Genomic DNA, 6,643 nt, shown 5'->3' on the forward strand with positions numbered 1-6,643 from the left:
GGGGGCGCCGGCGGGGAGGCCCCGTGACCGCCGAAGCTTTGGCCGCACGCACCGCCGACGCCTTCGCCGCACGGTTCGGGCGCCGCCCGGACGGGGTCTGGGCAGGACCGGGACGGGCCAATCTGATCGGCGAACACACCGATTACAACGGCGGCTTCGTGCTGCCGTTCGCCATCGACAAGATCACGACGGCGGCGCTCGCCGTGCGCGGCGACCGCACCGTTCGGGTGGCCTCGGCGCTGCCGGGCGCCGAGGCGGTGGAGATCGGGCTGGACGATCTTGGCCCCGGCTCGGTTTCCGGTTGGTCGGCGTACCCGCTGGGCGTGGCCTGGGCGCTGGGGCAGGCGGGGGTACGCCTGCCCGGCTTCGACCTGCTGGTGGATTCGGACGTTCCGGTCGGCGCCGGCTTGTCCTCGTCGGCCGCGCTGGAATGCGCGGTAGCCCTCGGCCTGGCCGAACTGGTGGGAGGGCGGCGGGCGGATGCGGGGCCGGATAGGGCGGGGCCGGAGCTCGCGGGATTGGATCGGGCCGGGCTGGCTGCCGCCGGACGGCGCGCGGAGAACGAGGTGGTCGGCGCGCCCACCGGCATCATGGACCAGTACGCCTCCCTGTTCGGGGCGGCCGGGTCCGCGGTGTTTCTGGACTGCCGCAGCGAAGCCGTGGAACTGGTGCCGCTGGACCTCGAGGCTGCGGGCCTGGCCTGCCTGGTCATGGACACCAAGGTTTCGCACGCCCATGCCACCGGCGACTATGCCAGCCGCCGCGACTCCTGCAACCGGGCCGCGGAAGCCCTGGGCGTGCCGCTGCTGCGCGACGTACCGCTCGACCGGCTGCCGGAAGCTCAACGGCTGCTCGACGATGAGACCTTCCGCCGCGCCCGGCATATCGTTACCGAGAACGCGCGCGTGGTGGAGACCGTGGAATTGCTGCGCTCCGAGGGGCCCGCGGCCGTCGGCCGGTTGCTGGACGCCAGCCACGCTTCCATGCGCGATGACTTCGAAATTTCCTGTCCGGAGCTGGACCTGGCTGTAGAGACCGCTCAGGCGAACGGCGCCCTGGGTGCCCGCATGACCGGCGGGGGATTCGGCGGTTCCGCCGTCGCCCTGGTCCCGGCAAACGAGGTGGATGCGGTGCGGGATGCGGTCTTGCGGGCGTTCGCTTCGCGCGGCTTCCGGCAACCGGAAATGTTCACCGTCACTTCCGCGGACGCTGCCCGCCGGCTGTTGTAAGCCCGGGGCTATCCGGGCAGCGGGCCGGCCAGCGCGACCACGAGCGTGGCGGTGATCATGGACGGGCCAAATGGGATGTCCGAATCCCGCTTAAGCACGCGGGCCAGCATGAGCAGGATAATGGCCGCCGCGTTTAGCAGGAACGCCACCAGCAGCACGGCCACCCAGGCCGCTACGCCGTCGTAGCCGGCATACAGGCCCACGACGGCAGCAAGCTTCACGTCTCCCATGCCGATGCCGCCGGGCTTGATTAAAGCCGCCAGCAGGTAGACGGCAAACATCGCCAGCGAGCCGAGCAGCCCGGCCATGACCGGCTGCCACGCGGAGCCCGTCAAGGCAGGCAGGAGCAGCAGTGCCACTGCCGTCCCCAGGAACGGAAGGACCACGCGATTCGGCAGCAACTTATGCCGCAGGTCAATCGCGGCCAGCAGCACGCCCAGGACGGCGAGAAGGCCGAAGGCGGGAAGCTCTGCGGCTTCCCGGGCCGGAGCCAGGAGGCCGCAGAGGATGCCCGTTGCGGCCGCCATCGGCCAGCGCCACGCGGCAGGAAGTACCGTGCGGTCCTCCCGGTGGGCGAGTGCAAAGACGCACCAGCCGGCCAGGGCTCCGAGCGCGGCAAGCAGGAGGGGTAACAGCACGGTCACCGGACCCGCTCACAGGCCACAGCCCTTGTTCCTTTAGGTCCCTCGGCTCCGTGGATCGTTGGTCACCCTTTCATCACATCACTGCCCGACATAGGCTCACAGTAGAAAGAATCGATTAACCTCTAGGAGTATCAGAGAATCGGGCTTCTGCAGAGGCCCGGATGGCCTTCGGGCAGCCCGACGCGGACCGTGCAGGGAGGAGATGCAGAATGAGTGACCCGGGTGCGGCCGTAGTGATTGAAGACGACGTGGACATCCGCAATCTTGTGAGCGCCGTCCTCCTGCAATCAGGATTCGACGTGCAGGCGGCCGCGAGCGGGCGGGAAGGGATCCATGCGGTGCGGCAACGGATCACCACCGTCGTCACCCTGGACATCTCGCTGCCGGACATCGACGGCTTCGAAGTGCTCCGGCGGATCCGCCAGTTCAGCAACTGCTACATCGTGATGCTCACCAGCAGGAACGAAGAACTCGACACGCTCACGGCGTTGCAGCTTGGCGCAGACGACTATATGACCAAACCGTTCCGTCCCCGCGAGCTGCGGGCCAGGATCCATGCGATGATGCGCCGGCCCCGCACCCCCCATCCGCTGGAAGCCATCCCGGCCAACGCACCGCCGCTGCCGGCGGCCCCGCCCGCCGACAGCAGAATCCTCGAGCACAATGGGCTCGTCCTCGATTCCGATCGCCGTACGGCGTCGCGCGAGGGTGAGGAATTGCGGCTGACCAGGAGCGAGTTCAACGTGCTCCAGGAGATGCTGCGCAGTTCGGGGGCGGTCCGCTCGAAGGCGGAGCTGGTCAAGGTAGTGCGCGGGGACTATTACCCCGAGGACGCCTATATCAGCGAAGCCGATGAGCGGGCGATCGAAGTCCACGTGGGCAATCTGCGGCGCAAACTGAAGGAAGATCCGCACCGCCCGCGCTGGCTCGTTACGGTGCGGGGAATCGGTTATCGGCTGGCGCCGGATCGCCAGGTGTAGCGGGTGCTCCTGGCTCGGCCCTCACGCCCTGCATTTCGCTCACCGTGGCCGCACCGCACTGCTGGATGAGACCAAGCAGGGCGGCTGCCTCTGCGAAATCCGCCGCACGAATATGAGCCTCCACCTCGCCGGCCAGCCAGGCCAGTCGGCTGGCACCCACCATCATCGAGGCGGTCTTCAGGCTGAGTGCTGCGTCCAGGGAATCGGTCCGGTCCTGGCTGTCCAACGCGGTCTCCAGGCAGCTGAACCGTTCCGGCCATGCCTCGGAAAAGTCCTGGACCAAGCCGCGGGCGATGCCGTGGTCGGCCAAACCGTCGCCAAGGTCTTCCACTACCGCTGGGTCAACCAGCGGCAGGACGTGGTGCTGGTCAGCGGCCATCATGGCAGCCGCCGCACGCGGCGGGTCCCGGCCGGGGCCAGCCCGTTCGGTGCACAGTGGGTGGATGGGATGGGCATGATTCGAGACTACTTTCCGATGTCGAGCGGGTCTGCCGGTTTTCCGGTTTCTTTGGCCAATGTTGCGGGATTGCTGAGGATGCCGACGTGCCTGCCGGTCCTCGTCAGCCGCCCAGCGTGGCGATGATGTTCAGTGCCGCAGGGCCGAGCAGCGCGATAAAAAGCACCGGGAGTATGCAGAACATCAGCGGGAAGACTACCTTGACCGGGATCTGCATGGCCTTTTCCTCGGCGCGCTGGCGCCGCTTGACGCGCATTTCGGCCGCCTGCGTGCGGAGCACGCCGGAGACGGAAACGCCGTAGGCGTCCGCCTGGATGACGGCGCGAACGAACTGCTGCAGGTCCTTGGAGGTGGTCCTGCCGGCCAGCGAGTCGTAGGCCTCGCGGCGCGAGCGGCCCACCTGCATGTCCTGCAGGACGCGGATCAGTTCGGCGGCCAGCGGACCGGAACCGTTCGCTCCTACCCGGGCGACCGCCGCGTCAAAGCCCAGGCCGGCCTCCACGGCGATGGTCATTTGGTCCAACGTGTCCGGCAGTTCCTCGCTAATCGTTGCCTGGCGTTTCTGGCCCGCGCTGTGCAGCAGAAGATCAGGGAGGCAGTAGGCGACGACGGCGATGACGATGGCCAGTAGGACGCTGGACCCCTTGGATGCGGCTGCGACGTACAGGAGCCCGACTACAATGCCTGCCACGGCAAGTACGATCTTGGCGGCCATGAGCCGCTTCAGCGGCCAGGCCTCGGGACGTCCGGCCAGCGCCAGCTGGCGTTCCAAACGCTGGGCAAAGGTTGCCGGCGTGAACCGGCTGGCCAGCGCCTCGAATCGGCGCCCGCGCTTACGTTTGACCGCGCGCGGCCCGGCCAGGCCACGGGACAGATTCGCCCGGATGGCCTCGTGCTGGGGATGCTTGCCGCCCAGTAGGGACCAGGCAAACAGCGGGAGCGACAGCACCAGGGCTGCGGCAGCCACCATGACAGTCAGCGGCATCGGCGGACTCCTTTACTTACGGTGCTGAACTTAGAACTTAAAGCTGACGACTTTGCGCATCCACAGCCCGCCCGCGACAAGCAGTGCTCCGGCCACGAACAGCAGGGAGAAACCCAGCGGGCTCTGGGTGAAACTGTCCAGGTAGCCGGGGCTGGACACGAACAGGAACCCGCTGAGGCCAAAGGGCAGGATCATCAGGACCAGGGCGGAGATCCGTCCTTCGGCGCTGAGCGCCTTGACCTGGCCCCGGATCTGGGAGCGCTCCCTGATCGTCTGGCCCACTTGGTCCAGGACCTCGGCCAGGTTGCCACCTACCTCGCGGTGGATGTCGATGGCCTGGGCGACCCAGTGGAAGTCTTCGCTGCCCATCCTGTCGGCAGTATCGTGCAGCGATTCGCCGAGGTCTCGGCCCAGCCGCGTTTCGTTGACCACCCGACGCAGCTCTTCGGACGTCGGTGCCGCCGATTCTGCCGAAACCGCGTCCACGGCGCGCAGCAGGCTGTGGCCGGCACGCAGGCCGCTGGCCAGCAGCTGGAGCGTGTCGTCGAGCTGGTCGGCGAAGGCCGCCCGGCGCCGGCCGGCGCGGAAGACCAGGACCGCCTTGGCGACGGCCGGGGCCGCAACGGCCAGGAGCAGGCCGGCGGCGGGCCCGGCGAGCATAAGCCCGAGGGCCGCGCCGACCACGGCGCCGGACAAAACCAGGACCACCAGTTCCGCGGGGCTGAGCCTCAGCCCGGCGGCTTCGAGGGCGCCGGCCATCGCCGGGGCTTCCCGGCGGCGGGCCAGGAGCCGTTCGATGGTGGCGGTGGAACGGGCGGCCACGTCACTGAGCCGGGAGCCCTGTTCCGGGGCGCCACGGCGGGACGCCGAAAGCCGCAGGGACCGCGTGCCGAAGGCGGCCGACACCAGCAGGGCCAGCGAGCCGTAGCAACACAGCATTCCTATAACCAGGACCACCGGGGTCATCGCGTCGCCGCCTGCGGGCGCAACGGGCCGGCGGCCGGCTCGAAGATGTCGGCCGGCAGGTCGATGCCCAGTTCCCGGAACCGGTCGGTAAACCGGGGACGAACCCCGGTTGGCATGGGCTTGCCCAGGAACCTGCCGCTGGCATCCACACCGGCGCTGTAGTCGAAGACGAAGGCGTCCTGCAGCGTCACGATGTCGCCTTCCATGCCCTGTACCTCGGTCACATGCGTGACCCGGCGGGTACCGTCGCGCAGGCGGGTCAACTGAACGATGACGTCCACCGCGGAGGCGATCTGTTCCCGGATCGCGCGCAGGGGCAGGTCCATCCCGGCCATCAGCACCAGGGTCTCCAGGCGCGCGATGGCGTCCCGGGGGGAGTTCGAATGCACCGTGGACAGCGATCCGTCGTGCCCGGTGTTCATGGCCTGGAGCATGTCCAGTGTTTCTCCGCCGCGGACCTCGCCCACCACGATCCGGTCCGGGCGCATGCGCAGCGAGTTGCGGACGAGGTCGCGGATGGTGATCGCGCCCTTGCCCTCGATGTTGCTCGGGCGGCTTTCCAGCCGGACCACGTGGTCCTGCTGCAGCTGCAGTTCTACGGCGTCTTCGATGGTGACGATGCGTTCGCCGGCCGGAATGAAGGAGGAGAGCACGTTGAGCAGCGTGGTCTTTCCGGTGCCGGTGCCGCCGGAGACGATGATGTTCAGCCGTGACCGGACGCAGGCGTCCAACAACGCGGCCATCTCCGGGGAGAGCGTGCCGAAACCAATGAGGTCCTGGACCTGGAAGGGGTCGGCGGCGAACTTCCGGATGGTCAGGGAGGACCCGTTGACTGCCAGCGGCGGGATGACCGCATTCACGCGCGAGCCGTCGGCCAGGCGGGCGTCAACGAGCGGCGACGATTCGTCGATCCGGCGGCCGACCCTGGACACGATGCGTTCAATGACCCGGCGCAGCTGGTCCTCGGACAGGAAGCGGGCCGAACTGCGCGAGAGCTTGCCCTTGTGCTCCACGTAGATCATGTCGGGTCCGTTCACCATGATTTCGGAGACGTCCGGATCCTCCAGCAGCGGCTGCAGCGGACCGTAGCCGAGCACGTCGTCGCTGACCTCACGGATCAGGCGCTGGCGCTCCAGGTGGCTGAGCGAATTTTCTTCTTCCTCGACCACCTTGGCAAGCTCCTGCTGCACCACGAGATGCAGCTTGTCCTCGTCCAGGGAAGCATCCAGCAGGCGTGATCCCATGCGTTCGAAGAGGACCGTGCTCGCACGTTCCTTCATCTTGGACAGGGCATCCTGGGCCGGGGGAAGGGCGGCCGGGGGAGCCGTGCGGCCGGCAGCGGCCGGCTGCGCCGCGGCCAGGGTGGACGAGGCAGTCGCCGG

At 68.3% G+C, this 6,643-nt stretch carries 7 protein-coding genes; 2 read left to right on the forward strand and 5 right to left on the reverse strand.

Features of this window, described 5'->3' with window-relative positions; all coding sequences use genetic code 11:
- Positions 1-23 precede the first annotated feature (23 nt).
- Positions 24-1,229, forward strand: coding sequence for a galactokinase (gene galK, locus AC5RUH_RS16250; RefSeq protein WP_494001567.1), 1,206 nt, complete (start codon positions 24-26; stop codon positions 1,227-1,229).
- An 8-nt stretch (positions 1,230-1,237) separates the two neighbouring features.
- Here galK and AC5RUH_RS16255 read toward each other — a convergent pair whose 3' ends face one another.
- On the reverse strand, positions 1,238-1,873 hold the full coding sequence (locus AC5RUH_RS16255; protein WP_494129107.1) for a prepilin peptidase: 636 nt from the start codon (positions 1,871-1,873) through the stop codon (positions 1,238-1,240).
- 209 nt (positions 1,874-2,082) lie between these two features.
- On the opposite strand from AC5RUH_RS16255, the gene AC5RUH_RS16260 reads away from it, so the two are divergent.
- Complete coding sequence (locus AC5RUH_RS16260) at positions 2,083-2,853, forward strand: response regulator transcription factor (RefSeq protein WP_494001565.1); 771 nt, start codon at positions 2,083-2,085, stop codon at positions 2,851-2,853.
- Here AC5RUH_RS16260 and AC5RUH_RS16265 read toward each other — a convergent pair.
- The 4 genes from AC5RUH_RS16265 to AC5RUH_RS16280 form a co-directional block, all read right to left on the reverse strand.
- Complete coding sequence (locus AC5RUH_RS16265; RefSeq protein WP_494129108.1) at positions 2,804-3,235, reverse strand: Hpt domain-containing protein; 432 nt, start codon at positions 3,233-3,235, stop codon at positions 2,804-2,806. The two genes, AC5RUH_RS16260 and AC5RUH_RS16265, sit on opposite strands and share 50 nt — an antisense overlap.
- Positions 3,236-3,413: 178 nt before the next feature.
- Positions 3,414-4,295 (reverse strand): type II secretion system F family protein, encoded by an 882-nt coding sequence (locus AC5RUH_RS16270; protein WP_494129109.1) that lies wholly within the window; start codon positions 4,293-4,295, stop codon positions 3,414-3,416.
- A 30-nt stretch (positions 4,296-4,325) separates the two neighbouring features.
- A complete protein-coding gene (locus tag AC5RUH_RS16275) occupies positions 4,326-5,261 on the reverse strand; it encodes a type II secretion system F family protein (protein WP_494129110.1) in 936 nt (311 codons plus the stop codon).
- Positions 5,258-6,643: TadA family conjugal transfer-associated ATPase (locus AC5RUH_RS16280; RefSeq protein ID WP_494129111.1), on the reverse strand; the 1,386-nt coding region annotated here is incomplete at its 5' end. The genes AC5RUH_RS16280 and AC5RUH_RS16275, both read right to left, overlap by 4 nt.

Source organism: Arthrobacter sp. Y3223166 (assembly GCF_059090935.1).